This is a genomic window from Pseudomonas sp. PDM25 (genome assembly GCF_019219045.1).
Lineage (GTDB): Bacteria > Pseudomonadota > Gammaproteobacteria > Pseudomonadales > Pseudomonadaceae > Aquipseudomonas.
Genome location: NZ_JAHUWL010000025.1, coordinates 12,680 through 38,716 on the forward strand (window position 1 = coordinate 12,680; position 26,037 = coordinate 38,716).

24 protein-coding genes and 8 pseudogenes are annotated in these 26,037 nt (G+C 50.1%); 19 read left to right on the forward strand and 13 right to left on the reverse strand.

Features of this window, described 5'->3' with window-relative positions; all coding sequences use genetic code 11:
* Nucleotides 1-226 precede the first annotated feature (226 nt).
* Complete coding sequence (locus tag KW848_RS29905) at nucleotides 227-799, reverse strand: inovirus-type Gp2 protein (protein WP_218538990.1); 573 nt, start codon at nucleotides 797-799, stop codon at nucleotides 227-229.
* A gap of 41 nt (nucleotides 800-840) precedes the next feature.
* Here KW848_RS29905 and KW848_RS29910 point away from each other — a divergent pair, with 41 nt between their 5' ends.
* Nucleotides 841-1,074, forward strand: coding sequence for a hypothetical protein (locus tag KW848_RS29910; RefSeq protein ID WP_218539011.1), 234 nt, complete (start codon nucleotides 841-843; stop codon nucleotides 1,072-1,074).
* Between the two features lie 11 nt (nucleotides 1,075-1,085).
* Here the strand turns inward: KW848_RS29910 and KW848_RS29915 are convergent, their stop codons facing one another.
* A complete protein-coding gene (locus KW848_RS29915) occupies nucleotides 1,086-2,624 on the reverse strand; it encodes a hypothetical protein (RefSeq protein WP_218538991.1) in 1,539 nt (512 codons plus the stop codon).
* 118 nt (nucleotides 2,625-2,742) lie between these two features.
* On the reverse strand, nucleotides 2,743-2,895 hold the full coding sequence (locus KW848_RS32600; protein WP_375154747.1) for an inovirus-type Gp2 protein: 153 nt from the start codon (nucleotides 2,893-2,895) through the stop codon (nucleotides 2,743-2,745).
* A 519-nt stretch (nucleotides 2,896-3,414) separates the two neighbouring features.
* Between KW848_RS32600 and KW848_RS29925 the strand changes: the two genes are divergently transcribed.
* The 4 genes and pseudogenes from KW848_RS29925 (at nucleotide 3,415) to KW848_RS29940 (ending at nucleotide 6,566) form a co-directional block, all read left to right on the forward strand.
* A complete protein-coding gene (locus KW848_RS29925; protein ID WP_375154748.1) occupies nucleotides 3,415-3,960 on the forward strand; it encodes a class I SAM-dependent methyltransferase in 546 nt (181 codons plus the stop codon).
* 147 nt (nucleotides 3,961-4,107) lie between these two features.
* Entirely contained in the window at nucleotides 4,108-4,611 is a 504-nt protein-coding gene (locus tag KW848_RS29930) for a hypothetical protein (RefSeq protein ID WP_218538994.1), read from the forward strand.
* A gap of 639 nt (nucleotides 4,612-5,250) precedes the next feature.
* Nucleotides 5,251-5,536 (forward strand): annotated as a pseudogene (locus tag KW848_RS29935) (transposase domain-containing protein); the annotation flags it as partial.
* A 556-nt stretch (nucleotides 5,537-6,092) separates the two neighbouring features.
* Complete coding sequence (locus KW848_RS29940; protein ID WP_218538995.1) at nucleotides 6,093-6,566, forward strand: hypothetical protein; 474 nt, start codon at nucleotides 6,093-6,095, stop codon at nucleotides 6,564-6,566.
* Between the two features lie 1,251 nt (nucleotides 6,567-7,817).
* Here KW848_RS29940 and KW848_RS32605 read toward each other — a convergent pair.
* Nucleotides 7,818-8,250: pseudogene (locus KW848_RS32605) on the reverse strand (transposase); the annotation flags it as partial.
* 408 nt (nucleotides 8,251-8,658) lie between these two features.
* On the reverse strand, nucleotides 8,659-8,751 hold the full coding sequence (locus KW848_RS32035) for a hypothetical protein (protein WP_309140089.1): 93 nt from the start codon (nucleotides 8,749-8,751) through the stop codon (nucleotides 8,659-8,661).
* 1,243 nt (nucleotides 8,752-9,994) lie between these two features.
* On the opposite strand from KW848_RS32035, the gene KW848_RS29955 reads away from it, so the two are divergent.
* Together KW848_RS29955 and KW848_RS29960 are read left to right on the forward strand one after the other, a co-directional pair.
* Entirely contained in the window at nucleotides 9,995-10,588 is a 594-nt protein-coding gene (locus KW848_RS29955; protein WP_218538996.1) for a hypothetical protein, read from the forward strand.
* 127 nt (nucleotides 10,589-10,715) lie between these two features.
* Nucleotides 10,716-11,771, forward strand: coding sequence for a helix-turn-helix domain-containing protein (locus tag KW848_RS29960; protein ID WP_218538997.1), 1,056 nt, complete (start codon nucleotides 10,716-10,718; stop codon nucleotides 11,769-11,771).
* A gap of 199 nt (nucleotides 11,772-11,970) precedes the next feature.
* Here the strand turns inward: KW848_RS29960 and KW848_RS29965 are convergent.
* Nucleotides 11,971-12,641: pseudogene (locus tag KW848_RS29965) on the reverse strand (IS3 family transposase); the annotation flags it as partial.
* Here KW848_RS29965 and KW848_RS29970 point away from each other — a divergent pair.
* A pseudogene (locus KW848_RS29970) lies at nucleotides 12,563-13,728 on the forward strand (IS66 family transposase). The pseudogenes KW848_RS29965 and KW848_RS29970 sit on opposite strands and share 79 nt — an antisense overlap.
* Nucleotides 13,729-14,022: 294 nt before the next feature.
* On the opposite strand, the gene KW848_RS29975 reads toward KW848_RS29970, so the two are convergent.
* Together KW848_RS29975 and KW848_RS29980 are read right to left on the reverse strand one after the other, a co-directional pair.
* Entirely contained in the window at nucleotides 14,023-15,036 is a 1,014-nt protein-coding gene (locus KW848_RS29975; RefSeq protein WP_218538998.1) for a helix-turn-helix domain-containing protein, read from the reverse strand.
* A gap of 1,101 nt (nucleotides 15,037-16,137) precedes the next feature.
* Nucleotides 16,138-16,290 carry a hypothetical protein gene (locus KW848_RS29980; protein ID WP_218538999.1) on the reverse strand — a complete coding sequence of 51 codons (153 nt, stop codon included), beginning with the start codon at nucleotides 16,288-16,290 and terminating at the stop codon, nucleotides 16,138-16,140.
* A gap of 563 nt (nucleotides 16,291-16,853) precedes the next feature.
* On the opposite strand from KW848_RS29980, the gene KW848_RS29985 reads away from it, so the two are divergent.
* Nucleotides 16,854-17,327, forward strand: a complete 474-nt coding sequence (locus tag KW848_RS29985; RefSeq protein ID WP_218539000.1) for a hypothetical protein — start codon at nucleotides 16,854-16,856, stop codon at nucleotides 17,325-17,327.
* 324 nt (nucleotides 17,328-17,651) lie between these two features.
* On the opposite strand, the gene KW848_RS29990 is transcribed toward KW848_RS29985, so the two are convergent.
* Entirely contained in the window at nucleotides 17,652-17,885 is a 234-nt protein-coding gene (locus KW848_RS29990) for a hypothetical protein (RefSeq protein ID WP_218539012.1), read from the reverse strand.
* Between the two features lie 84 nt (nucleotides 17,886-17,969).
* On the opposite strand from KW848_RS29990, the gene KW848_RS32610 reads away from it, so the two are divergent.
* On the forward strand, nucleotides 17,970-18,191 hold the full coding sequence (locus tag KW848_RS32610; protein WP_375154749.1) for an inovirus-type Gp2 protein: 222 nt from the start codon (nucleotides 17,970-17,972) through the stop codon (nucleotides 18,189-18,191).
* Nucleotides 18,192-18,229: 38 nt separating this feature from the next.
* Complete coding sequence (locus KW848_RS32615; protein WP_375154746.1) at nucleotides 18,230-18,577, forward strand: hypothetical protein; 348 nt, start codon at nucleotides 18,230-18,232, stop codon at nucleotides 18,575-18,577.
* A gap of 8 nt (nucleotides 18,578-18,585) precedes the next feature.
* Here KW848_RS32615 and KW848_RS30005 read toward each other — a convergent pair whose 3' ends face one another.
* Nucleotides 18,586-19,557 (reverse strand): RHS repeat-associated core domain-containing protein, encoded by a 972-nt coding sequence (locus KW848_RS30005; RefSeq protein WP_256365325.1) that lies wholly within the window; start codon nucleotides 19,555-19,557, stop codon nucleotides 18,586-18,588.
* A gap of 366 nt (nucleotides 19,558-19,923) precedes the next feature.
* Here KW848_RS30005 and csrA point away from each other — a divergent pair, with 366 nt between their 5' ends.
* The 7 genes and pseudogenes from csrA to KW848_RS30040 all read left to right on the forward strand — a co-directional run.
* Nucleotides 19,924-20,103, forward strand: coding sequence for a carbon storage regulator CsrA (gene csrA / locus KW848_RS30010; RefSeq protein ID WP_218539004.1), 180 nt, complete (start codon nucleotides 19,924-19,926; stop codon nucleotides 20,101-20,103).
* Complete coding sequence (locus KW848_RS30015) at nucleotides 20,103-20,306, forward strand: hypothetical protein (protein WP_218539005.1); 204 nt, start codon at nucleotides 20,103-20,105, stop codon at nucleotides 20,304-20,306. Before csrA ends, KW848_RS30015 begins: the two co-directional genes overlap by 1 nt.
* A 485-nt stretch (nucleotides 20,307-20,791) precedes the next feature.
* A complete protein-coding gene (locus KW848_RS30020; RefSeq protein ID WP_218539006.1) occupies nucleotides 20,792-21,184 on the forward strand; it encodes a YcgJ family protein in 393 nt (130 codons plus the stop codon).
* A 380-nt stretch (nucleotides 21,185-21,564) separates the two neighbouring features.
* Nucleotides 21,565-21,990 (forward strand): annotated as a pseudogene (locus tag KW848_RS30025) (contractile injection system protein, VgrG/Pvc8 family); the annotation flags it as partial.
* 241 nt (nucleotides 21,991-22,231) lie between these two features.
* Nucleotides 22,232-22,945 carry a helix-turn-helix domain-containing protein gene (locus KW848_RS30030; protein ID WP_218539007.1) on the forward strand — a complete coding sequence of 238 codons (714 nt, stop codon included), beginning with the start codon at nucleotides 22,232-22,234 and terminating at the stop codon, nucleotides 22,943-22,945.
* Nucleotides 22,946-23,160: 215 nt separating this feature from the next.
* Entirely contained in the window at nucleotides 23,161-23,586 is a 426-nt protein-coding gene (locus KW848_RS30035) for a response regulator (protein ID WP_218539008.1), read from the forward strand.
* A gap of 287 nt (nucleotides 23,587-23,873) precedes the next feature.
* Nucleotides 23,874-24,030, forward strand: a pseudogene (locus KW848_RS30040) (IS5/IS1182 family transposase); the annotation flags it as partial.
* A gap of 1 nt (nucleotide 24,031) precedes the next feature.
* Here the strand turns inward: KW848_RS30040 and KW848_RS30045 are convergent.
* The 3 genes and pseudogenes from KW848_RS30045 to KW848_RS30055 form a co-directional block, all read right to left on the reverse strand.
* A pseudogene (locus KW848_RS30045) lies at nucleotides 24,032-24,247 on the reverse strand (transposase); the annotation flags it as partial.
* Nucleotide 24,248: 1 nt separating this feature from the next.
* Nucleotides 24,249-24,381: pseudogene (locus KW848_RS30050) on the reverse strand (IS5/IS1182 family transposase); the annotation flags it as partial.
* Nucleotides 24,382-24,397: 16 nt separating this feature from the next.
* Nucleotides 24,398-25,387, reverse strand: a complete 990-nt coding sequence (locus KW848_RS30055; protein WP_256365326.1) for an RHS repeat-associated core domain-containing protein — start codon at nucleotides 25,385-25,387, stop codon at nucleotides 24,398-24,400.
* Between the two features lie 362 nt (nucleotides 25,388-25,749).
* Between KW848_RS30055 and KW848_RS30060 the strand changes: the two genes are divergently transcribed.
* Nucleotides 25,750-25,929, forward strand: a complete 180-nt coding sequence (locus KW848_RS30060; RefSeq protein ID WP_218539010.1) for a carbon storage regulator — start codon at nucleotides 25,750-25,752, stop codon at nucleotides 25,927-25,929.
* The last annotated feature ends 108 nt before the right edge of the window (nucleotides 25,930-26,037 follow it).

Genomic DNA, 26,037 nt, shown 5'->3' on the forward strand with positions numbered 1-26,037 from the left:
GACGAGGGCCCTTTCCTGTTCGTGGTGAGACGTATCGCTCCATTGAGGCGCTCCATGACAGACCTTTGCTTTGTCCATAATGACGGGATACTAACAAACTTAAGTACGGTTGGTCGTCGCAGGACAGCATCTTCCACCATTCATTTCCCAACACCGCTCGAGGCCCGCTCACAGCAGTGATGAGCTCGCCCAAGGATCATGTCGACTCTCTCAGACGTAATATCCCCTATTGCACCAGCGATCTACAAACCGTCTCCCGACACCGACTGCCTCCACAGCCATGCTGACCATCAACATAGTGTTTAGTCACGGCCTTGCACAAGTAGCTCGACCGACGAAAGAACTCGTCCTGACCAAGGTAGTTCTGCCGAGTCAGGTGGAACGTGGCCGCTCTGGGGATATGCAATTCGTTAACGAGACGGCTGTACAGGTTCGTACGCTCAGACCCCATACGGCCCACAGAGCGATAAGCATCACAATTGAGCAACACAATGCGGTGGTAATGCGGTAGACCTTCCTGTCCAAGCCCCCTCACCCAGAAGAGCCTGACACAGCTGTCATGGGCCGATCTATTCAGTCTATTAGCACACTGACGATCATGATTGATCTGCGCCTCCAGCGAGGCCCTGAAGCGCGGTATGACCCTATTGGTCATAGCATCGCCAGGTAGGTCCTGGCTATGAGGCAATCTCAAGTCAGACCTGAAGGCAAATACACGGGCGTAGTCATTCAAAGCGTATTGCAGCGCCTGGTACAACTTCTCCAAGTACTGCTCAACGAAGGTGCCTTTGTCCACCATGAGTGCGTAGCCATCTCAGACAGCTAGCCCGCGAGACGCACGTGCTGAGCATCTTTGACCAGGTAGCGCATGGCGTGATGGACATGGGGACGAATCTCCTGGCCAAGAACACGGCACAGCTGATGACGCCGTTTGCGCTGTCGAATTTGTGGCTGGCCCGCCGAAATTTACTGAGCAATACAGGAGAGGTGCGCTGTTATGTGGGGAATAGCCGCCGAGAGGTGCTTGTAGCAACTAAAACGACAGGAGTGAGTGACCTGAGTGTTTTGGACTGACTCGCCACCTATTACTGACTGTTTAGTACTGTTACGTCACCTACAGCATCTACTATCCAATAGTTGTGTGCGCTCCATGAAACTTTGCATGATGACCCAGGTGATAACATTACTCCTTCACCAGCTATACCAGCCATATACAAGCATTCATTAAGAATTAATCTAGCGGTATACGCACTAGCATTTGCATACACAAAATGGTCTCCGGGCTTCATCGCAGCATAAGTGTAAAGTATAACCATATTACTACTAACAGCCTTTGGACTGACCACCCAAGTCGTTCCACTGACAAGGCCTGTAATAGTCGTCCTCTCTTCAGAGACCTCATAATAGGGCGCTGCCGATTGGATGGTCGTTATGCCTTGAATTGATTGGTTCAACAACTTACTGGTCACCAATTCCTGGTCGGCAGGTGGGTACTTCGTTTGATCCTTGGTAATTGTAACGGCGCCATCGACCTCTGGATTCAACTTCGGCAAGTACGTCCCCTTAAGGCCAAGCGGCGTAACTGCCGCTAAATTATCATCGCCCGACCTGACTGCTTCCGGGGTCGCCAACTGCACCCCTCCGATACTATACGTGGTCGCATATTTGAGACAAAGCGAACCACCGTCGTGAGTGTCAAGGCCAAACCCCACCCTGACCGTACCAAAGATATTTCCATCCGCCCGAGGAAGGCTGTCTGCCACCGCCACTGTATCGACCGAAAACACACCGTTATTCGATGTGATGCCTGTTCCTGATCTGGCAGTGCCGTAGTCGCTATCAGAAGCATGGCTGAGCTGCCCTGTCAGCACCGGCGTATTTACTGTCAGGGTGCCATTGGCGGAGATAACAACGTTGTCCCCCTGCTTCACCCCACCAATAACCGACGCCGTCGCCGCTGCGACAGACATCTTGTCATCGCTCATCGACAATCCTACACCCACCTCAATGCCACCCTTTTGCGTTGTGCTCGCTGTTGGTAGCGTATAGGCCGACGATGCGTCTACCGACAATGTGCCATCGGAGGCAATGCTTACGTTATGGCCTTGCTTCACCCCGCCTAAGGTATTGGCACTGGCGACCGGAAGGGTGTATGACGAACCGCCCGTGCCCGTCGTACTAAGCACGCCAGAACCATCGACCGCCAAGCCGTCGCCCACCATCACAAAACCTAATTTTTTGGTCGTGGCAATCGGAACCTCGATGAAGGTGAATTCGCGCGTTCCGGATACTGTAGCGTCACGCTGCAACGTTGCACTTACCGTCACCGGGGTACCCGATGCTTGGAACTTTAAATCAGCAGTATGATCCTCCGGATCGACGCTCACTGACGCCGAATGCTGGCTTGGGTCGTCGTAAACATGGGCCTGACCACCGATCAGAGTAAAGATAATTTTATCGCCGGTTTGATAGACATAAGTCTTGCTGACGATCTTGGCTTGAGCCCAGTCGAAAGAACTATCCCCAACGGGCTGAAAGTCATGCCCGGAAAGCGGCCGAATCTCAACGCCGTCGACCGTATCACTTTGTTGTGCATTTAATTGGGAGTTTCTGTTCTTGGTCATATCGATGCTCTTATCTTGAGAATATGCTCTTGGCAATCTGTTTCTATGATCGTCTGCAACTTGGCAGATTGGGATCAATCATAATCACCTTTATTTCCCATTCACCCCTTCTCTCATCTCACATATATGATTCCAGCATCTCATTACCCCTACTACAACCAAACGCACGGCATCGCTGACCGTACTCCTTGGTCTCAGCCTTGCCGAGGTAACAAACTCGATGGAAGTACCGATCCATTTCCTCTGGATTAGCCTGAGAGAGGTGGAATATATAGCGTTTGCAGGGGTAGCCAACTTAGCGAAAAAAGGAAAGTCGTGTATTGACGCAATTAATGCTGACAATGCTGCACTTTTTTGCGTCAGACCTTTGTCAAGTGGGCTCCTCACAGTATCACTCAATCAGCGTGGACGAATGCGAATTTTCGGAAGCAACGGGCTAAGGGTGTTCATTCCCATTCCTTAGCCCTTCTTTAGCGCCCCTATTCCGATTCGTCTTAACTAGTTGATTAAAAATTGTAAGGGTTGTTTTTTCATCAGTTATCGTTAGAATGTCATTCTCTGCATGATAAACATGTGTGCGTAGCGCACCGCTCGGTGTTATTGGACAACATGCTAGGGAAGAAAAAGACATCAGCACCCAATACGACGTTATCGGAGACAAATACAAAAAATACTCTGAGCTCTCCACGCACAAGCGGGCCGACGCTTATACATTTTTCGGATGGTAGGTGAAATAGATGGGAAAACCGTTCTGTACTTAGCCTGTGGCTTAGGTTCTTATACTAGATAAATCAAACAACGAAATGCCACAAAGGTGAACGGGGTAGATATTTCACCAGAAACGATTCATTTGGCTCGTCTTACAGAAGACAGTGAAAGAAACGATATCGAGTACATTGTCTGCGATTGCGCCACATTGTCAGGTCTTGGCGAATTTGACATTGTCACCGCTGTTTATCTTCTCAATTATACCGAAAGCAGAGATCGCTTGCTAGCGATGCTCAAAGTAATATGTCGCCACTTGATTGTTGGTGGCTCATTTGTTGCTTATACCGTAAATGCTAATACTCTATCTATGAATGCAGGAAATTTCGCGAAATACGGGGTAGAAGTTATATCTGATCAACCAGCAGAGTGTGGCCACAACTGCGAGGCGCTGTTTGTTACTACGCCACCAACCAATTTTAACTATTTTAAGTGGAGCAGGGAAACTCACGATGGGCGATACAGCAGGCTGGGTTCAAGGCGTTTTCATGGCAGCCCTCGGAGGTCTCTCCAGAAGATCTGGCCAACCATGTTGAAGAATATTGGCATTATTTCCATAAGAACTGCCTAACGATAGGCCTACATTGCACAAAATAGTTAGTTCGATTTAATTAACCCTAGTGTAGAATATTTAATATTCGATTACTCACGTACCCATACGCAGGATGTATCGATCAGTAATCGCTGTATGTGACTGGGTAGAGAAAGGAAATCAAAATTGCAAACAACACAGTCTGCTGGTAAAAATGGAATGATCGTTACTGAGTGCGCATTCGATTATAGCTTGGCAAGCCATATTCCTGCCATCGCTACAGGCGAAGTAGCAGCAGTCCGAGTGTCGGGAGTATTAGACCCTGAGGCAACTGGTCATGTCGCACGACAACTTCAGACGCTTGAAGAGAAGTACCAATACCGTAACTTTCCCCATATGAAGACGATTGGTCTTGGTTACTTCGAATCGATCAATCCGGAGCGCGAGGGCTATTATTTCTCAAACGCGAACCGCGTTATGGATATATTACGGAATGTTTTCGCACCAATTCCTCTTCCGACAGATGTCATTCGAGCAAATCTAGACAAATCGTGGCCTGGGGGACTTATGACTCTTCGGCACCCATCCGGAAAGCCAATGCGGCCGTGCCTTGCAAGAATAATCATCCATGGTGCCGAACTTGCCCCTCATGTTGATCGTTGTGATTGGTACAGCCACGCGAAATTTTGAGCCGCCATATGCTCAAATGTCCGGGAATATTTATCTGTCGGTTGGTGACGTTGGTGGCGAGTTGCTCGTGTGGAATTCTCAGCCAGATCCACCTACTGATCCAGATATCTGCGAGTGCAGTGTTGATACAACGATGTTAGGAGTGCAGGACTTGGTGCTTAAACCGAAACCAGGTGAAATGATCCTGATCAACTCGCGCTTTACACACGCAGTCAATAAAGTCGTTGGACTGCGAAGCACCCTTTCGTTCTTTCTTGTTCTCCAAACCCGGGATGGCCCATTGCGGATATACCACTGAGGTTCATCATTCTAAATTGGTTGTCCCGCCAAAAGGGGGTGTCGGGATAGGCGATATTGCACGCTTGTTTTTTAGCGCGCGGAGGGTAAGCGTCTGGCGAATTCATCAACCCCCAGTGATAAGGGCGATATTCTCCACTTAAAAAATACGTGGTCACCATCGCCCTTGAACGGGCCCTTGAAAGACATTGAACGAACCAAACGCGGCAGGACACCGTCGTCCTGGGTGACCGCAAGGCTGCATCCCGAATGATCGTCCAGCGCGATCTCGTAGTTGAAGGCTAGGCTATCAGCCGAGCACTCACTTATAGCCTGAAACGCTAGATGGAGCTGTCGATGGCGGGGGCCTTACCCATCGACAACAGTTGGTCCCGGTACTAGATCCGGCGATGGGCTCTGGGAAGAAAGAACTGGCTCTTCGCCGGATCGCTACACAGCGGAAAACGTGCGGCGGCGATCATATATTTGATCAAATCAGCGTAACTCAACGGGCATGAGCCGTATGCATATTTGAAGGACGTCCTCACGTACCCGCCGCAGGGCGAGTGAAATCGACCAGTTGCTGCTGCATAAGTGGCACCGCTTTAGTCGCGCATGGCGCGATGGCTGGACGTGGAGGAAAAATTAAAGCGTCGGTTCGACTGAAACCCGCTTTAGCAGCAATGGTCGGCTGCCGGAAGCTCGCGCCGGAAAAACCTAATGTCACGCCCACTATTTTTTTACAATTACACCCGCCTTCAAGGCCATTTGCTTTCAGCTCCGTATGATCCTCGTGCGCGGTTGCCAAGTGCACGCAGGTGTGCGTGAGCGTTTCCCAGGCTGATCTGTAAGTGCACCGAGCCAGTGTAGTGAAACGATGACGTATATCATCGCGCGCGGCCTTTCACTGCTCAAAGTAGCTGCGCATAACGAAGCGCTATGCGCAAAAATTCGATTTCATTAGCGCTAAGTATCTGCTCGAAAATTTTATACCTTCGATTTATTCGATGAAGTCTAGCTTGTCGAGACAGCGAGGCCGAGTATTTGAGATGAGACGATGGGCGCTGCTCGTGCAATCTGACGATATTTGAAACAGCCTAAATTATACGAAAGATAGCTAGCTTAGGCCGTTTCAGTCGCAATTCGCTGTTATGGCGAATGCAAAAACCTGCTACAGTAGATTAATTTAAGTATTTGGAGTACATATGAAAAAGTTTATTGTTGTCGCCAGCCTAGTTGCAGCTTTATCGGCATCGTCCATGGTAATGGCGGCAGAGAGCTATGAGGTTTCGTTTAAAAACGAAACCAGCAAGATGATTTATATTAAACGCATGAGCCTTGTTTGTATGAAGTATGCGGGAAGCTCTGAAACTTACGCCGTGGTTCCAGGAGCAACAGCCTCGATGGCTTTGGAGGATAGCAATAATATTGAAGGAGATTGTGTGAATGCGGATAAAGAGGTGAACTGGGCTGTCGCTCATACTGCTGCCAGCGCTAGTTTCGCTAACGTTACGTTTGAACATCATAAGGTAGATGGGTGGCGCACTCAAATTAAACTCTACTCCGGCGCGGAAGGGAGTGCTACCTGTAACGGGACGCCGTGTTCGAACTTGGGCGCACCAGGCGTTAAATTGACGCAACCTTCGCCTATTAAGATTTTTATTAGCAGCACCCGTTGATTTAATAAGCTTTTTAAGTTGCCGAGCTTAATAAGTGAATTGCGTGCGCGACCTGAAAATAGGCAAGCCTGATTATATTTATAATCGCAAGCTTGACTGAAAGCCCTGCATGATTAAACGTGTAAAGATTTTTCGGGGTTTTATCGCAGAATGCTTGATGATTGCGATGTTGGTTTGCCGTCGTGTTAGCGCTCGTTTAGGAGAGGACAATATATCGCAAGCGCTAAAGTAATTCTGGCGAGTCAACGATGCTAACTTATTGGGATGATTTTCATTGTCTCTTTAAGTTGATGTTTTCGTTATAGGTTTGGGATGTGACCTGTCTTCGCACTTTCTCTGCAGGGTTGACACCGGGCAAAGTAATTGATTTTGCGCGCTCGGTTTCATTCGGTAGGGGGGCAGGTCAGATCTTAGATATACGAATGTGAGACTTGAAAAGAGTGGGGGATAGTTAAATATTGATCCCAATTTGGAAAGTTGCGGGCGCTCTCTTATAGAAACAGATTGGATCGTAAGCAAGACTTACACCTATCAATCCGGCGATAGAAATAACTTTACTCTGACTGGAACAGATTCCATGTTTATGATGCCTCTAGCAAGCATTCGGAGTTAGTGAGCGTACGTTCGGAGGAGCATGCTCCTGACTTGAAATTCCAGGCGTCGGGTATCCTGGTAATGGTAAGTGCAACGCTGCAGCGTAACCCTCCAGTATACGCACCACGTGAATTCACCTTCATCAAGGTTTCGTTACTATGACCATATAATTAGGTTTTTGTGATGGAGGGGAGGCGAGAATGCGTACTTGCCGAAATTTAACCCACTAGTTGAGGGGGGTATTATCACGAACAAGCGGCCTATCTCACATGCCAATTAATAACTGGTGGCTGCAAAAAAGGTAAGTCAACAGCAACAGAGTTGGTGCAGTTCGATTTTTGGCGAATTGAACATCATATCATCTAATGATGGTTAAGACTTTTGGTGGAGGCCAATTTTGATTCCATGCAGTACCTGTGTCCCGGAGCGCGGACGTACTTCATAACCAGAGTTCTGGCAAGGCATTTGTAATATGTTCAGGGAGAGACGCACAAGTTATCACTTGTCTGTTTGGCCGGATATTTCAACAGAGTTAACCACACCCTCCTTGTGTGTGGGGGAGCAATTTCTGTGGATTGTTGCTAGAAAACAGATGATAAACTTCGCATCTTTATGTTTACATAGGGAAGCGATTATTTTGGCCAATAAAAAAGGTCTTCACGGGTTACCGGGAAAGACGCTCTTGATCTTCATGAAAAAAATTCGCTATCCCGGTAACCGTACGCCATCCGCTTGATGACCTCTATCCGATTGTTTATTCCTTCCAACTGACCGGTGTGCATCGGCCAGCGAACCCGGCTCACGATGCCCCGTCAGTAACTCTTTAGCCGTTTGGCCCACTGGATCAGAGGGGGTATTTCGCGTTCATGCGCATGGCGCAGCCATTACTTATAGGCCGATCGCCAACCCCAGGCAGTAATCGGCAACCAGAGTGTTTTGAGTTCGGCCTCATCAAATAAACCGTAATTAACGCTTGGTTGGCCGCCAGCAGATCCTCCAGTCAGACCTGTTGTTCTGGCGTCTTCAAGTTCTGCGGATTGCGCAGCAACAGCCATCGCGCCTGCTTGATAACCTTGCGTCCATCGCCATCGCCATCGCCATCGCCACCGCTTCGATGCGAGCGCAACCCTCTGGCCCAGTGGTTTTTGGCAGCCGCCACAGGAAGGGAATCGGGTGGCGTGGGGAATCAGATCGATATGGAGGGCGGCGCCATCAGGTTTGATCGTGACGACAGAAAAGCCCTACCAAAAAGGAAGGAAAGCATTAATATCGCGCATTAAGAACGTCGGTTTGTTAGATGTGTTTGCTCGCACGAACATCATCAATCAAATCGGCGTTCTTGTTTCTGTGTTTCCCGGGATTCCGTGAAGAACCAAAATTAAGGGCATAAATACTAAGGGGGTGAGCTAGATAAACCTTGGCTATGCCGGGACAGGCCGGCATAGATTAGGAGGGTGGTGAAATAGAGTTGCAGCCGGTGCAATGAGAGACGTCCCGCTCAGTCGTCCGTCAGTGGGGCAAACATATCAACCTGACGTCGTACGAACTCGTCCTTTCGGACCGCGATCTTATAAATCCACTGGAGCGACACGGTATACTTGCAGGCAAGGTCGCTATGGTTGGTGCTATTGAGGTCTTCGTAGCGGCGGCACGATTTGGCCTATAGCCCATGGGGAAATAGATGTTCTAGCCACCCCAATGAGCCTCCATACGATCTGCAACTTCCTACGCCACATGTCGGGCACTGGCATCATTCATCGACACCAACTCATTGAACGCAACCGCAATATGCTCAGTGAGATCGATCAGAAGTTCAGGGTCTTTACTTCTGAGCTCGGTCATACATCCTCATGCGCGGCCCCTGTGCTGCGCTTGACACGACGCTGCCATTATTTCAAATGCTCGATCACCCGGCTTGCCTGCGCGTAGCGAAGCCATCGCAACGCGGTTCGTCTTAAGAACAAACAGAGCCGGGGCCTATCCTGACGTTTCGCGCACCGCGCCCAAGCCGTGGAGCGTCGGATCAGCTTGATCAACGGCAGGCGGTTTGGGTTGCAAGGCCCTTTTTTCACTGGGCGCCTCCAGGCCGCGGGTGTGCACCGTCTTTGCGCTCGTTCCGGGATCCTACATGGCGCGCGGGGTGCGTTGCCCGATGAGTTGACTGTAAAAGCGTGGCCAGGTCGCTTTGATATCTGGTCTGGTCTGGTGATACGTGGGTGCTGGATGAGGCCGTGCAATTGGAGGCTGCGCAGGAGGCAGAGCGAGCGTGACGTAACGCCTGGATTTCAGCCTCTGATTATCTGGCCATGCCGGACTACTTCATTACAACTGAGCAGCGCTTAGAGCTGTACGCATGTCGTCATGGTGCGCAATTGGCCCGCTGCTGGTCATTTCCCTGATCAGATCGGCCGGCTTTTATTCCCAGACTGGATCGCGGAGCGGGGGATCCAGGTGATTATCCGATATACGTGACGAGCTACAAATTTTAAATCGGATCTGCTGGGGCAGACGACAATTGCTTGCATTTATGTAAGCGAGCTAAGTCTGTTGTTCGGAAAAAAATGCCTCGGTTGCATTGACTTTATCATAAATTATACTACTGTTTGAGATGCGGGGAGTGCGATCATGAGATGCAAAGTTGGTGTGTGCTCGATGTTGGCTGTGATATTATTGCTTATCTAAATATTTGATTGAGTTTTAACTGTTTCCGCGCGGAGCTACGTGAAAGCTCTCTTGGTTAATTTATTTGCAAAATATTATCGATTAACAAGAATACTGTTCATTGTTTATTGGTGTTCAGCCTGATTTTTTAACCACACATGTAAGGCACTGCAATGTCTATATTACCTATCGCAACAGCAAGCAGTCTCGGCGGCGTCAGGCTGGACGACGATAAAGATATAAAAGCAGAGGCCGGAACCATTAGTACAAAATACAATGGTCTACTGAGTTTTGAACGTTATTCATTTTTGGCGGGAGGGGGCGCAACGGGATATACCAAGTGCCTAACGTTGGGTTACTCTGCACGAACCACCAGTGATGGCGCCATCGCGCTAGGGTTTAAAAGTCAATCATTGGCCTTAGGATCTATTGCTGTGGGGACTAATACCCGGGTGTCGGATGGCGGCGGTTATAGCGTGGCTTTGGGCTTTAATGCATCGGCGAATGGTTCGCACTCCGTTGCACTTGGCTTTGAGGCTGATGCATCCGAAGAATATGTAGTCTCTGTGGGAAGTTCAACAGCTCGTAGGCGTGTTATCTATGTCAAGGATGCGCAGGAGGATTATGATGCTGTAAATCTTGGCCAGCTTAAGCGAGGACTTGCCGAGGCGGGGGGGGGGGGGCTTTCGTTGCAGATGTCTATCCTTCAGGAGCGGATTGTCCTTCTTGAAAGGCAGTTGTGTGACTTGCTCAATCTTGATCTTTGACAGGTGTGTGGGGGGGCGGTTGTTAATGTCTTGAGGGCTTGCCTTCTGATTTGTACTGTGCGGAGCTAAGTTTCTTCGAATTAGATTAAATTTAGACTGTGAAACTTATCTGTCCAGGGTTGGACTTATGAATATCGATCGCGAAAGCAACAAATCTTCCAATATAGCGTTTCATGCTTCGGATCTAGCAGTGAGGGAAGTCGCTGGATCGGTCAGTGGAGAAGGTTGGCGGCAGCTGATGGCCCCGCTGTTTGAAACGAATAAGGCTGATATACCAAATAGTCCTGCGCTTGAGGGGGGGCTGTCTGTCTCTATAATTGGGGATTCGGTTATCGGCGTGTCTTGGTTCAGTGCTCAACATCATGTACGCGACCAGCGGCGAGTGGTTGCTTCTGGGCTAGATCAGTACATTGTACAGTTTTTTCTGAAGGGCGGGGTGAGGGTGGCTTGCGGCGCGGGAGAGATGGATGTAGAGATAGGAGACCTGCTCATTCTAGATTTGAAAAAAGTAGCAAGTATTTTTGCGCCAGCGGGGGGGCGCGCTGTATGGATGATTTTGCCTCATGCTTTACTATACGAAGAAAGCAGTGGGCGCAACTTGCATGGGACGATAGTGCGCTCTTCTCTTCCTTTGGTTAGCTTACTACGCCAGACCCTGCTTAGTTTGCATCGTAACGCGAGCTTCGTCTCTTCCGACGAAGGGCGGGGTGGCGAGGCTGCCGCGATTTCATTGTTGATAGGTGCAATAGCCCCGAGTCGGTTGAGTCCCATCCTAGCTGCGCCAGCGCTATCCGTGGTTTTGCGCCGCTACGTTATTGCGTACATAGATGAATTTCTTCTTGATCCGCAGCTGGGAGTGGAGTATTTGGTCGCCCGTTTCAAGGTGTCGCGGGCTCACCTTTATCGCGCATTCGCCCAAGACGGCGGGGTGATTGCGATGATCCGAGACCGCCGGCTGGATGCTGCCTACCGCGAATTGACTATGGGGAGGGGGGATTCCTCAGGGGTTGTTACCCAAGTTGCACATAAATATTTATTTTCCAGCAGTAACCAATTTTTACGCGCTTTCAGGGCGCGATTTTCCTGTTCGCCGTCTAGTGCATTACATTCAGGTGGGCGATACCATTTGAGGAATTCGGCAGAAGGTATTTTCGGGCATTTTTCAGATCTCCTTAAATCGTAAAGTAATCCTGCTTAATCTGCGCTCAGAAATATTACTGGACAAATAAGTTGCTTATCGTCCTAGTGGTTCGCGCGATTGAGGGAATGGCCTCGGCTTTTTTTGTGCCGACGGAATTTCTTTAAGTTTTGGTAGTGGGGGTCTAGGTTATGTTGGGTCGAAGGCGCGAGATCCTTTAGGCTAAAGTGGAGCGTTGCAGTGGTCAACTAATTCCGAACACCTTAATAGGTGGTTTCGACGCCATTGCCCGTTCGTAATCAGTCGGTGGCAGATATCCTAGTTTTGAGTGCAGCCGGTCGTTGTAAAACCCAACGATATATTCAGTGATGTCACGTATCGCTTCGGCGTGGTTGGCGTAATCGCACCGCCATACCCGCTCCATTTTCAAACTCAGGAAGAAGCGCTCCATTACTGAGTTGTCCCAACAGTTACCTTTTGCGGCTCATACTTTGCTGCATGTTATTTCTTGTCGGCAGCGCCGTGTAGCTCGCGCCTGGCTACCGATCCGAGTGAGCGATCAGACCAGGTGGCGGTTGACACTGGGCAACTGCCAGTTGCACTACGCACCAGCTCGGCAGGCATGTTCGGGGCCATGGACCAACCCACGATCTTGCGTGAGACCAAGTCCAGTACCACGGCCAGGTATAGCCAGCCGCTACGGGTACGTATATAGGCAATGTCCGCCACACAGGCCTTGTTCACCGCCTCGGGTTCGAATTGGCGATTCAACAGATTTCCAGCAATCGACAGGTCGTGGTTGCTATCGGTCGTGTGCACAAACTTGCGCTTCCAGGCTGAACGCAGGCCGTTGGCGCGCACCAAGCGACGAATTCGCTGCGCAGTTGCTGTCGCAGGTTGATTCTCTCGGGCAGCAAGTCGACAGGATGGGCAAGAAGAACGACCGCGACCAAACCATCATCGAGCAATTCACCCACGAAATCGCATGGTTCAAACGTAACAAGTTTGCGAAGCGCAGTAAGCAATTGAGCCCTGCTCAGGGCAGCCTGCTCGACGACTTGCTTGATGTCGACATCGCGGACATCGAAGCCGGGCTGAAAGCGTTGAATCCGCGGGCTGCGCAGGCCGAACCACGCAAGCAACCAAAGCGTGTTCCTTTGCCTGCGCAGTTTCCGCGCACCGTGATTTATCACGAACCCGACCCAAGGCGTGATTCACACTGACGAAACCCCGGTACAGACGCTCGCGCCGGGCGAAAAGAAAACCCGTCGTGCTTATGTCTGGGCCTACTGCACTGCGCCGTTTTCGGCACTTAAAGCAGTGCTTTACGACATCAGCCCGAGCCGTGCGGGTGAGCATGCCCGCAACTTCCTTGGGCAACGGAGCTGCAAGCTGGTTTTCGATGATTTCTCCTGCTACAAAGCAAACTTTCAGCAAGGCATCATCGAAAGCGACTGCATGACCCATGCCCGCCGCAAGTTCTTCGATCTGAATGCGACGAACAAAAGCCAACTGGCCGAACAGGCGCTACATTCAATTGGCGGGTTGTACGAAATCGAACGGCAAGCGCGGGAAAATGACCGATGAGGATCGCTGGCGAATCCGTTAGGAAAAAGCGGCGCCCCTTATCGACGCACTGCATGCCTGGATGCTGGCCAAGCGCGACCTTGTGCCCCAAGGCTCGGCTGTCGCCAAAGCTCTGGATTATAGCCTCAAGCGCTGGGGCCCACTGGCTCGATATATCGAGGGCCGGTGCTGTACCCATAGATAATAATCCGGTGGAAAACCAGATACGGCCGTGGGCACTTGGACGCTCGAACTAATTGTTCGCCGGTTCACTGCGCAGCGGCAAACGAGCAGCGGCAATCATGAGTTTGATCCAGTCGGCGCGCATGAATGGGCATGATGCATATACCTATCTCAAAGATGTGTTGACGCGGCTACCAACACAGCGTGCCAGTGAGATTATCAATTGCTGCCGCATCCGTGGGTGCCGGCCTGAGCACGCAAGGTGACTTCGGCAGACGCTTACTGATGATCTCCTGATCGTGCAGATAATTTCGCTATCCGTTTAAATTTTTTCCAATGAAGGTTGCGAAACTTCGTTTCGTCGGTATCGAAGTAAAGTTGAAGTAACCAAGTGCATCCCTGCGGGATATTCATTTTGTCCAAAAGTCGATTCACCAAATCCGTACTACCTCATGGCCTTGACAGCTGGTTTCAACAAACAGTTCGATCACATTCCGTCAAGCCGAGTCAAAGTTAAATCCGAATAAAATTACTGTTTATACTTTATTTACCTTTTTTTAAACGAGTTTTCCGAGAAGTGAAATGCAAGCTCGCTGATATTCGGCGCAATGTCATTTGATGGCTCAATTGCTATCGCGTCGCTCGGTGAAAAGCCAAATTGGTGGCGAAATGCTTTGAAAAACTGACTTTGGCTGGCGAATCCAAATCTAAAAGCCACTTGCGAAATAAGTTGGCCATCTGAGCGCGCGAGTAAATCACGTGCAGCGTTAAGGCGTCTTTCGCGAATGACTGTCACTACGCCACCATCGTTTTCAAAAGCTCGATAAAGAGTCGCTCTGGAGATACCAAATCGAGTTAGTATAGACTCAACACCCAGGTCGGGCTGCACGAGATGAGCATCAATGTGACGAAATATATTTAATCGCAGCGTGGCCAGTGCGAGACCCCATTCGTCCGGAGGCAGCGGCGTATGATCGCCAAGCCCGGCCTTGACGAGCCTGCTAACAACATTCACCGCCACAACTGAATCAGCATAAGATAAGTCAAGCGAGAGTTTCCAAAGTGCAGTTAAGAAATCGGTTAGCAGTTGATTAATCGACTGCCCTCGACGAAATATCATTCCATGTAAGTCAGCTCGGCCCACTAGCTGCTCAACACGACCTCTTTCTATCATCATCGTTAGGCGAGCACCGGAACTAGTGTGATTATCGCAAATCCTGCCGAGATCAAGAATGTAGATATCGCCTGGACAGAGTTGAACGCGGCGCTCCCCGACATCACCCCGCATATTGCCAGCGATCATCAGTTGGAGAACATAGCCATCTACCCCTGTCCTTTGGATCTTCTGACTCGACCGCGAAAAGCGTTGTGCAGAAAACTCGGTGCGCCCGATAAGCAGCTCACCATTAGACCTACTGAAGAGCTCGCCTTCTATTGTTGCGTGGGGGGAGGCGTGAGGCCTACAGATATCAAATACCGGACGGGTAATCTCCCGCCAATAGTCACTCTGAAGTGACGGCTCTACCATCCTAGAAGAACAAAACACCTCAATAGTCGCCATATCTTATCCGCTCTATAAATGTTAATGTGCCAAAAGTTTTATTTTTTATCAGGTGATATTCGCGAGCATCCGCTCCGGTTGTGTACAGCCATTTGGGAGGTAATGATCTTGAAAATAAATCGCGATATCTCGCATTAATAACAGTTTTGAGTGTTCATAATGCCTCAGGAATAAACACCCACTCCTAGAGTGCCCTGATACTGGGTGTGATATTAGTCTAATCAGGCTTGGCGTAAGGCCAGCGAAGATTTCTAATGTGACGCTGGATTTGCTTGCTGTCACTTAAGATTTTCATCAATGTCACATGGTCAATTTCCTACTCATCTCCAATAACAGTACTAGTGCTCTTGCTCCAATAAAAATGTATCAGAAAAGCTATAGATTGCAAATCCTTACTATAACGATGAGTCGCACTTAGGACTAAATCTCAATAATAGCATGCCGCGCCAGTTGCTGGTGCACTGAGTATTCTTATCAACCATTCTCTCTGCGAGAGTTACACTCGCGCTATACATCGTCTCGTAGTTCGAATACACCGACAAGCGAAGCAAGATCACTGAGCGCACGTCCGTGTTGGCCCTGAAGAAATGATATCCTGGGCGCGACTGGGAAAAAGAGTGGTAAGTAACACGGCTCTGACCCAAAAATTTGCTCGCAGTCGTTCCACGATATTGATTGAGGACTTGTTGAGTCGTTGTATCAACACTCATACTTGGAAACCAAAATAGCAAAAAAACTGCCTTTCCGATTGGATGAGCATGCAGCCTAAACGAAAACTTGTGAGATTCGCCTTGGCGTTTTTGCCAATACTCTGGCCGGTTTCATTCTCAAAGTGGTGCGCTTTCTCGGCTGGCCTAATTTGACGCCGGAGAATTCTCATCGGCTTCAGCGGAAGTTTACCAATCGTTGGGTGTCCCAGGTGGTTCACACCTTCGTAAGGTGAATTTCTTTTTTACGTCATACATTCGATTCCGGCGTTGGAATGCAGCATTCTCTAACAGCCCGCTTCAGCGGATCCTACTCCAACATACCCCACCAGATCCATGGAATCCACTAATTCTGATTACGATGTGAAGGTTTCTCGCACTGATATGGCACAGGTCACCCTAATGTAGCTGATGGTATCCAAAGGTCGCTCGAGTTGGCGCTCATCCCGCGTTCGAGAGCGCCTTTGATCGAACCGAGCACGAAATCGAGTGAGTACTTGCTGGCCGGGATGTCGGAGTCTTTGAAGGTGGCGACGTGTTCGGTCATGTTCTCATTCCTATGAGGGATCTGGTTCGGCGGTTGTGCCTTTCATGATTCGAGAGTACTCACCATCGCGAAACTGCAAGGCCTCAATCGGGCTACAAATCCGGGTCAAACCTGCTTGTGGGGATCACCTGGCTCCCGCCGAGTGGTTGCGAGGGATGTAGCCAGTCGAAAAGAATCTTTTTGCGGGGAGTTGGAACACAGATGACGCCGGGGCTTCATGCGACCCATCAGACCGATAAGCTTGGATGGGATCGTTTCATCCCAACTCAACCCGGGGTTGGTACCGTATTTAGGCGTGAATGGAGGCTTGCCGGATCGGTGCTTGTGGGAAAGTCTGCCTAACCGAAAAGCGCGCGTTCAATAAGGGGGAAGGATGAGCACGCATATACGCTACCAACAGCGAGCGCAACGCAAAAGGGTGGCATTGAGGTGGGTGTAGGATTGTCGATGAGCGATGACAAGATGTCTGTCGCAGCGGCGACGGCGTCGGTCATTGGTGGGGTGAAACAGGGCGGGATAACGTTGTTATCTCCGCCAATGGCACCCTGACAGTAAATACGCCGGTGCTGACAGGGCAGCTCAGCCATGCTTCTGATAGCGACTACGGCACTGCCAGATCAGGAACAGGCATCACATCGAATAACGGTGTGTTTTCGGTCGATACAGTGGCGGTGGCAGACAGCCTTCCTCGGGCGGATGGAAATATCTTTGGTACGGTCAGGGTGGGGTATGGCCTTGACACTCACGACGGTGGTTCGCTTTGTCTCAAATATGCGACCACGTATAGTATCGGAGGGGTGCAGTTGGCGACCCCGGAAGCAGTCAGGTCGGGCGATGATAATTTAGCGGCAGTTACGCCGCTTGGCCTTAAGGCTGCGTACTTGCCGAAGTTGAATCCAGAGGTCGATGGCGCCGTTACAATTACCAAGGATCAAACGAAGTACCCACCTGCCGACCAGGAATTGGTGACCAGTAAGTTGTTGAACCAATCAATTCAAGGCATAACGACCGATCCAATCGGCAGCGCCCTATTATGAGGTCTCTGAAGAGGGGACGACTATTACAGGTCTTGTCAGTGGAACGACTTGGGTGGTCAGTCCAAAGGCTGTTAGTAGTAATATGGTTATACTTTACACTTATGCTGCGATGAAGCCCGGAGACCATTTTGTGTATGCAAATGCTAGTGCGTATACAGCTAGATTAATTCTTAATGAATGCTTGTATATGGCTGGTATAGCTGGTGAAGGAGTAATGTTATCACCTGGGTCATCATGCAAAGTTTCATGGAGCGCACACAACTATTGGATAGTAGATGCTGTAGGTGACGTAACAGTACTAAACAGTCAGTAATAGGTGGCGAGTCAATCCAAAACACTCAGGTCACTCACTCCTGTCGTTTTAGTTGCTACAAGCACCTCGCGGCGGCTATTCCCCACATAACAGCGCACCTCTCCTGTATTGCTCAGTAAATTTCGGCGGGCCAGCCATAGATTCGACAGCGCAAACGGCGTCATCAGCTGTGCCGTGTTCTTGGCCAGGAGATTCGTCCCCATGTCCACTACGCCATGCGCTACCTGGTCAAAGATGCTCAGCACGTGCGCCTCAAGCCCATGGGGGTGAAGTGTTTGCGCAAAGGTACGTTGCGCAGGCTATCTGTCTGAGATGGCTACCCACTCATGATGGACAAAGGCCTCTTCGTTGAGCAGTATTTAGAGAAGTTGTACCAGGCGCTGCAATACGCTTTAAATGACTACGCCCGTGTATTTGCCTTCAGGTTTGACCTAAGACGCCCTCATGGGAATGAACTACCTGGCGATACTATGACCAATAGGGTCATACCGTACTTCAGGGTCTCGCTGGAGGCGCAGATCAATCTGATCGTCAGTGTACTGGTAGATTGAGTCGATCGGCCCATGACAGCTGTGTCAGGATCTTCTGGGTGAGGGAGCTTGGACAGGAAGGTCTACCGCATTACCACCGCATTGTGTTGCTCAATTGTGATGCTTATCGCTCTGTGGGCCGTATTGGGTCTGAGCGTGCGAACCTGTACAGCCGTCTCGTTAACCAATTGCATATCCCCAGAGCGGCCACGTTCCACCTGACTCGGCAGAACTACCTTGGTCAGGACGAGTTCTTTCGTCGGTCGAGCTACTTGTGCAAGGCCGTGACTAAACACTATGTTGATGGTCAACGTGGATGTGGCGGCAGTCGTTGTCGAGAGGCGGTTTGTAGCGGTCGGCAGATGAGCATAGGCACGGTGTGTCAAGTTGCGGGCTACAATTTATAATTAAAAAATTATGGGTAATATATCCGTTGGATGGCGTCGGGAATATCTCCAATCAATATAGCCGAACCACCTATGGCCTCACCTTTTATCACGCCGCGAAGACCGCTTAGGACGGACTTCGCGTACGCCCCTACCATCTCGTCATTGGCTCCGTAAAGTACAACTGGTCTCATCAATGCTTTTGCAAGCTTGCTGCCAAGGGTCGGAGAGGAAGTATGGCAGGCAAGAATGTGTAGTGGCATATCAGTCTTTTCAAAGAGTTTTAGTCCGTAATCACTGTCCAAGTTTTTTAATGCGTCAATCGTATCTAAATATTCTCTTGCTCCAGACTTGCTGATATATTCCATTTTTCCAGGCCATGAATGGGCATATAGTCCTGGCTCGCCGGTTCCGTTGAAATTATCTGTATATCCCCCCACTCTATTCATCAGATCACTTAGGCTATATTCATCTTTTGTTTTTCCTAGCTCCCTCAGTGTTTCGGTATCAGGACGGAATAGTTTGAAATTTGCATGACCGAGCTCGCCTTGTGAGGGATACGGTTTTCCGTATTTGGCTATGTTCGCGGCTTCTTCGCCACCGCGAATTGCCTTGCTGCCAACCTTCGCTGCCTTTCGGGCTGCGATCGATTCCCCTTCTGTCGCCACGATCACGCCCTCTTCGGCCACTGACGCCATGCCGTCGGTGAGCAAGTCAGCGGCCAGCATTCCGGCGTTGATGAGCGCGCCGAAGATGCCAAAATGGCCGGTGGGGTCGGTGTTGTTAATCGGATCCCCTTCGCAATACGCATACGGATTAATCCCGCCCGCCCCAAACGGACTCATGTTGTCCGGCGAGGTAAAGCGCCTTAGCGCTGGGCTATATAAGCGGTAGCCATTGCCAAGGTGATACCCACCCAGCACCGGGTCGATACGTTCGCCGTTAAAGCCCAGTACGCTGCTGACGTAATCGGCAGCGCGTTGTTCGAGTTCATCGTCCATGCTGTGCATCCTTTCGCGTTATTGTATTAGCAGGTCAAAACTACCAATTTACCCATTGTTCAGGTTGCATAAAACGATGCCGACGGTCAACTCGGTTGTTGAGCAAAGGATGTTGGGAGACGCCTTGAGACAATGGATTAAATATATGAGACGTCGCGGGGTGTCTTTCTCGCGGTTTAATCTAATCTATTTAAATGCGCTGTTGCGCTAACTATTGCTGAATTCGGTCGTAGCAAAGGAAGTAACACCAGTCGCGCTCTTAAGGGGGTAATGCAGTCCCCTCCCAGCGATCCGCTCTTAGTTTTTAAATCGTTGGCGACAGTAAGTAAATAGCCGTCATCCACATCCTTTTCAATGAGCAGAACCATGTTGATTCTCGACCTGCAGCTAGGCGAAACCATCCGCATCAACAACGACATCAGAGTCACCGTGGCGATCGATTGCGGCAAGCAAGTCCGGGTCGGAATAGAGGCACCTGAATCGGTGGCTGTCCACCGCGAAGAGATCTATCAACGCATTCAGGCTAAAAAACTGGAACAACTCTAATGACGCAGAGTGTCATTGATGAACTACGACAAGACCGGCACTTTCTTGTTGAGGGCATTAGCCGTTTGATTGACGCTAGCCCCAAGTGGAATAAAGAAGATCGGGCGCGAGGAGAGGCAACCTTTATCAACCTGATCCACCAAGGCATCGTTATTGAAGCGAAAATCGACACGATCAATGCGCTGGAGGGGTCGTCTGAATAACCCCGTAACAGTGTTACGCTTCGGTGCGTTAATTTGATTAATTGTGCAGTGAATTAATCACTGCTCAACTTTGCATTGGGTGACTGTGGACCTTATTCAGATAATTTGCCAATTAAAAAGGGGTGTATTCGTACTCCACTCGTCGTGGTCGAGGCGGGTGTTGCTGCACAATCCCAGACGTTTTTAACGTCGGATAGAAATATTGTTGACGACTCAACATGTCGTTCGCTTGAGATGCTGCATACCGATGAACGGCGTCCTGATTGGCAAATTGTCAGACTGGTTGGGTTAATAAAAAATTGAAGCGCTTTACCGCTGTTATCGAGTCGCTTCTGGTACTACAGCAGCAAGCGATATAGGTCCGTTGAGGGCTATTATTACGCCCTGCGATTCAATAGCACTGTTGGTTTGGTGTCTTATAAAAACTTGGCCAGATTACTTTCCAATAGCCTTTAAATTCTTATTTCAGAGCCGAAACCAGCTAAATGAAGACGTTTTTAATTAGTTTCGTATCCATAACTCTGGTCGCACTCGCGGGATCAACGCTGGTGTTTGCTGACACGACACGCGTTTTTAGTCAGGCAGTGATTTTCTCGCCAACTCCTGGGGTTGTATGCGATAGAAAGTCAAGTTTTTGTGTCGATGCAAAAGGTATTTCACCTGCGCTGACAGAAGCTTACTTGGATTTTACAGCGATTGTAACACTTGCAAATAAGATGGGAGATGGTACCGATTTAAATAAGGAGTCGTACTTCTTTAGCAATGGAATATATTGTAGCTCTAGAGAGAAGCAGTGTTATGCAGGCCGCTTAAACCCCCAGAAAAGTAGGCGTGAGGTAGCTGAATTGTCGTTTAATATATTTGGCGGGGTGCCTTAAGCGATGTGCAGTCACTCAAGTGTCCGGCTGGTTGGAAATATGGCCTGCAATCTCAAAGGTCAGTTTGGTTCGCCGTGCGTGAAAGTGAAGTTCGTCAGCCAGTATGACCAGGTGCCGAATTCGCCTCAGACCAATTAAGTCGTCCAACACATTAATCACCGCTCAAGTATGCATTGGACGATTGTACATGATTTCCGATACTTTGCCGCCCCAAGAAGAGCACGCAGCTGTTCGGCCTGGATGTGCCTTACCTTCATTAGTACTCGCACTTCAATGCTTCAGGTACCGATGATGGGCGTTTTCGCTTCGCGGGCTAAACCGTGTTTGACGGTTTTCTTCTATCGCCCTGATCACCTTTTTTTCTGCTTAAGGATAAGCGCATGTTCGCGCCAGCCAATACTGCGCACTTCGCGTTGCTAACTCCCTCGGTTCGTCACGACTTCAAGGTGCTGGCCTTTGATGGGCTTGAGACCATCAGCAGTTTGTACGCGATCGAGGTTGAACTGGTCAGCGAAAACCCTGACTTCGATCTGGAAAGTTTGCTCAGCCAGCCGGCGTTTCTCCAGTTTGGTCTGAATGGGGAAGGTATTCACGGGCGTATCGAAGATGTGCTCATGGGTGAAGCGGGTAAGCGCCTGACCCGTTATCACCTGACCTTGGTGCCTGCTCTGCACTATTTGCAATTCAGCGACCACCAGCGGATCTTCCAGCACCTGACGGTGCCGCACATCATCGCTCAGGTGCTTAACCGCTGCGGTATTCAGGCCGATGCCTATACACATGAAAAATACAAATTCAATGTCCGATACTACCGCGCCACCCGACTACCACCGATGCCTACCCGCCGAATTTCACAGCCAAGCGGATGCTTTTATCCACTATCTGCACGAGCTCCCCAATAAATCACCGGTCGAGTGCCCTGCGTGCGGTCATCCACGCTTTAGACTGGACCCCGGTCAAAATCTGCGCCTGCCTTTTTACCGCTGCGTCGCGTGCAACAAGGGGTTTAATTGTCTGTCGAAATCCCCGTTTTCGGGGTACGGGCTGATGCACCTGTGGGCGACCTATGCTCAGTACCTGTTAGCCGGTTGGCCGACGCAAGGTATTGCCAAAGCGATGGGCATCTCCCCCAGTACCACGTGGCGCTGGATCAAGCCCTGCCGCGCCGTGATGGCCAAAGAATTTCCAGCGCTGTATCGCTGGTGGTCAGCACGGCAAGATCGAGCCAGCCTGGAACCACCGCCACATATTGCCGCCCAAGCCCAGGCGTTTCTCAGTGGGCTAGAGCTATTGTTGACGACTCAACAGGCAGTGTGCGCGAAGTGTGGTTCGCCTGATATGCAGCGTACCGATGAGCGGCGCCCTGATTTTCGCTGCACCAGCTGCGGGAGCAAGATGAGTTTACTGCGAGGCACGTTGCTGTCCCGAGTGGGGTATCCGGAACACTGGCTGGGGTTTGCTCAAGGGCTGATCAATGGCGAAAGCCTGGTGGATTTGCAGCGACGTGCAGGGCTTTGCGGGCAAGCGTGTAAGCGTTGGCAGGTGCGGTTTACCCAGATGCTAGAGCAGCAGGGGCACACCGAGCTCATCCACTGGATTACCTGGCTGCGTAGTCGCCGAGTCAAGGAGGTGAATGATTTTGTACGTGACGGCGGGCAGATGGAGGTGGTCGCCGGCTCTCGTTATTCCGCTGGATCGAAACGGGTACTTGCCCTTCCACCCCATCACCCCTCGAAACGGAAGCGGAAGTCCATTTCTTAAGCCGCTTTCAGAAGAATGCATTGTGCCGTTACCTATATTCGATCACCGGCAATGGCAGCACTCCGGCAGGTGGCGTGCTGGTGATTGAGGTGGGCACCTGTGGAAGCAAGCGATTGAATACGAAAATATTGGATAGAGCCATCTAGAAATCAAGTGAACTGAATATTCACTGTCTCTACCGAAGTTTTATTACCTACGTCGTCAAAGGCTCACGAATGATCAATAAACGGCTGCGCTTTCTCATTGTTGATGAGAGTCACATCAATTGCAGGCTGATAGAAAAATACTTAAACCATTTGGGTTATTATGGTGTGGCCACTGCGCAGAGTTTTAGTGAGATGCTCCTTTTGGTACAATTTGGCTACATTCCATTTGATTTGGTGATCTTCAATGCGGCGGTTGTTAGTCGGGAATTTGATTTGTCTGCGCTTCTTCGCCTTGGTCGTCATGTGCGCCACTCATTAGCCTATAACCAAGAAGTCCTCTCGTCATCAAGCACTGATACTCAAACTTCAATGAACTTCGACTTTGCTAAGCTACCTGATGAGGAATGCATCAAGGAGCTACTGGAAGGTATAGAGCACGGGGGCAGCCATTTAAACACCACCGCTCCGCTTCCTGCGCCAAATGGTTTGGTTTAGTCTAAGGCGTGAGCGCAAAGCTCGACTACACGCCCATGCGAGATGGCGAGACATGGAATGTAGCGAGGGCGCGTTTCTGCGCCGATATTTACGATTAGGGCCGTGTGATGTGTTTTTGTTTAAGGCTTTGATACAAGGCCAATGCATCAATCCGAGTGATTGGCCAGGCGAACGTGTACGTTGTGCATCGATGGGTATTTTCCGGGCGGGTCTTTAAGGAAACTCTGAAAAAGACTTCCAAATCTGGTGAGATACGGCTGTCCCACGAAATGAACGGTTGAGCCCCAATGAAGCAAAATGTCTTTCCTGATGCCGAGTACGCAGGCAAACGTAAGCAGACCCGCCGTGAGCGTTTCCTGATTGAGATGGGTCAGGTCGTGCCCTGGAAAGGCCTGATTGTTGATCGAGCCGCATCATCCGAAGGGTGAAGGCGGTCGTCCAGCGCCAAATAGCCGTTGATGACCTGCAAAATCCCACCGGCCAGCTCATGTTTTTCCAACAGCCGGCGGAAGTTGAGGATCGTGGTTTCCGGAATCCGATACAAATGCCGCCCGGCAAACTGGCGCAGAATCGTGATTTCGTAGAGAGACTCTTCCATCGCCGGATCGCTGTTGCCGAACCAGTTTTGCATCAGATGAACCCGCAGCATGGCCATCAACGGATCCAAACTGGCACTTGATCACCCTAAACAGATGCTCGACCTTGGCTCGTATGTGAGCTTTGCAGTACTCGATCTTGCGCTTGGCTCTTGTAGAGCACGCCGCGTTTATTCAGCTTGGAATAAGTGCTGCGGCGCGTCATGGGTTACGGCTTACCCTATATACCTGTAGTATGATGGAAAATATGTAGTTTTAACAGCTTCAGCTAAGTCGTTAAGCAAAGTGACTGAACCATCGCCTCTGCCTAATATCTCAGTGCGCATGCCGCTTAGTAAACTTTTTGCATTGGACGCTACCACCTCATTATCGGTTCCGTAAAGAACAATCGGTCTCCCTAATGCGTCAGCAAGCTTAATGCCAAGGTCTGGAGAAGAAGTGCCGCAGGCAAAAATGTGTAATGGTGTATCGGTTTGTTGAAAAAGATTCAGTTTGTATTCGCTATCCAGATATTGTAATGCGTCAAGTTTATCTAGGCCCTTCACTGCTTTAGATCCATCAACAATTCGTAGTTTTCCAGTGTTTCCATGGGCAACTAATCCCGGCTCACCAGTTCCGTTGAAGTTTTCTGTATATCCCCCCACGTTATTCATCAGATGAGTCAGGCTCTTAAGACCCTTTGCTCTTTCTCGATCCTCCATCGTTTCGGTGTCAGGTCGGAATAGTTTGAAATTTGCATGACCGAGTTCGCCTTGGGAGGGATACGGTTTTCCGTATTTGGCTATGTTCGCGGCTTCTTCGCCACCGCGAATTGCCTTGCTGCCAACCTTCGCTGCCTTTCGGGCTGCGATCGATTCCCCTTCTGTCGCCACGATCACGCCCTCTTCGGCCACTGACGCCATGCCGTCGGTGAGCAAGTCAGCGGCCAGCATTCCGGCGTTGATGAGCGCGCCGAAGATGCCAAAATGGCCGGTGGGGTCGGTGTTGTTAATCGGATCCCCTTCGCAATACGCATACGGATTAATCCCGCCCGCCCCAAACGGACTCATGTTGTCCGGCGAGGTAAAGCGCCTGAGCGCTGGGTTATATAAGCGGTAGCCATTGCCAAGGTGATACCCACCCAGCACCGGGTCGATACGTTCGCCGTTAAAGCCCAGTACGCTGCTGACGTAATCGGCAGCGCGTTGTTCGAGTTCATCGTCCATGCTGTGCATCCTTTCGCGTTATTGTATTAGCAGGTCAAAACTACCAATCTACCCATTGTTCAGGTTGCATAAAACGATGCCGGCGGTCAACTCGGTTGTTGAGCAAACGATGTTGAGAGACGCCTTGAGACAATGAATTATATGAGACATCGCGGGGTGTCTTTCTCGTAGTTTAATCTAATCTATTTAAATGCGCTGTTGTGCTAACTATTGCTGGATTCGGTCGTAGCAAAGGAAATAACACCAGTCGCGCTCTTAAGGGGGCAATGCAGTCCCCTCCCAGCGATCCGCTCTTGGTTTCTAAATCGTTGGCGACAGTAAGTAAATAGCCGTCATTCACATCCTTTTCAATGAGCAGAACCATGTTGATTCTCGACCTGCAGTTAGGCGAAACCATCCGCATCAACAACGACATCAGAGTCACTGTCGCGGCGGATTGCGGCAAGCAAGTCGGCGTCGGAATAGAGGCACCTGAATCGGTGGCTGTCCACCGCGAAGAGATCTATCAACGCATTCAGGCTGGAAAACTGGAACAACTCTAATGACGCAGAGTGTCATTGATGAACTACGACAAGACCGGCACTTTCTTGTTGAGGGCATTAGCCGTTTGATTGACGCTAGCCCCAAGTGGAATAAAGAAGATCGGGCGC

What these genes read in the sequence shown, in the direction of transcription:
- csrA (WP_218539004.1), top strand. Translation starts at nt 19,924, where the DNA reads ATGTTGATTCTCGACCTGCAGCTAGGCGAAACCATCCGCATCAACAAC.
- KW848_RS29915 (WP_218538991.1), bottom strand. Translation starts at nt 2,624, where the DNA reads ATGACCAAGAACAGAAACTCCCAATTAAATGCACAACAAAGTGATACG.
- KW848_RS29960 (WP_218538997.1), top strand. Translation starts at nt 10,716, where the DNA reads ATGAATATCGATCGCGAAAGCAACAAATCTTCCAATATAGCGTTTCAT.
- KW848_RS30020 (WP_218539006.1), top strand. Translation starts at nt 20,792, where the DNA reads ATGAAGACGTTTTTAATTAGTTTCGTATCCATAACTCTGGTCGCACTC.
- KW848_RS30030 (WP_218539007.1), top strand. Translation starts at nt 22,232, where the DNA reads ATGCACCTGTGGGCGACCTATGCTCAGTACCTGTTAGCCGGTTGGCCG.
- KW848_RS30015 (WP_218539005.1), top strand. Translation starts at nt 20,103, where the DNA reads ATGACGCAGAGTGTCATTGATGAACTACGACAAGACCGGCACTTTCTT.
- KW848_RS30005 (WP_256365325.1), bottom strand. Translation starts at nt 19,557, where the DNA reads ATGGACGATGAACTCGAACAACGCGCTGCCGATTACGTCAGCAGCGTA.
- KW848_RS29975 (WP_218538998.1), bottom strand. Translation starts at nt 15,036, where the DNA reads ATGGCGACTATTGAGGTGTTTTGTTCTTCTAGGATGGTAGAGCCGTCA.
- KW848_RS30035 (WP_218539008.1), top strand. Translation starts at nt 23,161, where the DNA reads ATGATCAATAAACGGCTGCGCTTTCTCATTGTTGATGAGAGTCACATC.
- KW848_RS29940 (WP_218538995.1), top strand. Translation starts at nt 6,093, where the DNA reads ATGAAAAAGTTTATTGTTGTCGCCAGCCTAGTTGCAGCTTTATCGGCA.
- KW848_RS30060 (WP_218539010.1), top strand. Translation starts at nt 25,750, where the DNA reads ATGTTGATTCTCGACCTGCAGTTAGGCGAAACCATCCGCATCAACAAC.
- KW848_RS30055 (WP_256365326.1), bottom strand. Translation starts at nt 25,387, where the DNA reads ATGGACGATGAACTCGAACAACGCGCTGCCGATTACGTCAGCAGCGTA.
- KW848_RS32610 (WP_375154749.1), top strand. Translation starts at nt 17,970, where the DNA reads ATGGACAAAGGCCTCTTCGTTGAGCAGTATTTAGAGAAGTTGTACCAG.
- KW848_RS29955 (WP_218538996.1), top strand. Translation starts at nt 9,995, where the DNA reads ATGTCTATATTACCTATCGCAACAGCAAGCAGTCTCGGCGGCGTCAGG.
- KW848_RS29905 (WP_218538990.1), bottom strand. Translation starts at nt 799, where the DNA reads ATGGTGGACAAAGGCACCTTCGTTGAGCAGTACTTGGAGAAGTTGTAC.
- KW848_RS29980 (WP_218538999.1), bottom strand. Translation starts at nt 16,290, where the DNA reads ATGACCGAACACGTCGCCACCTTCAAAGACTCCGACATCCCGGCCAGC.